Here is a 245-nt window from a genome sequence, read left to right as displayed (position 1 = left end):
ATCACGTTGGTCAGCCACAGGGCATTGACCGGCACATGGTTGGCGTTCTCCTTCTTCAGGAACGCTGGCATGGTCCGGTCCCGGGCGGTCGCGTAGAGAATCTCCGCGCACAGCAGCACCCAGGACAGCAGCGCTCCCAGCAGCGAGATGATCAGGCCGACGCTGATCAGCACCGCGCCCCAGTGGCCCACCACATGCTCCAGCACGGCAGCCATGGACGGGTTCTGCAGCTTGGCCAGTTCCGG

General features: G+C 64.9%; 1 protein-coding gene. It reads right to left on the bottom strand.

The features are described from left to right. On the bottom strand, nucleotides 1-245 hold a 245-nt coding region (locus J5M73_RS31630), incomplete at both ends, for an amino acid permease (RefSeq protein ID WP_207817031.1).

It is taken from the genome of Pseudomonas sp. 50_B, from assembly GCF_017491625.1.
GTDB lineage: Bacteria > Pseudomonadota > Gammaproteobacteria > Pseudomonadales > Pseudomonadaceae > Aquipseudomonas > Aquipseudomonas danubii.
Note: the sequence above shows the minus strand (reverse complement) of the source record. Positions and strands in the feature narration are given on the sequence as shown.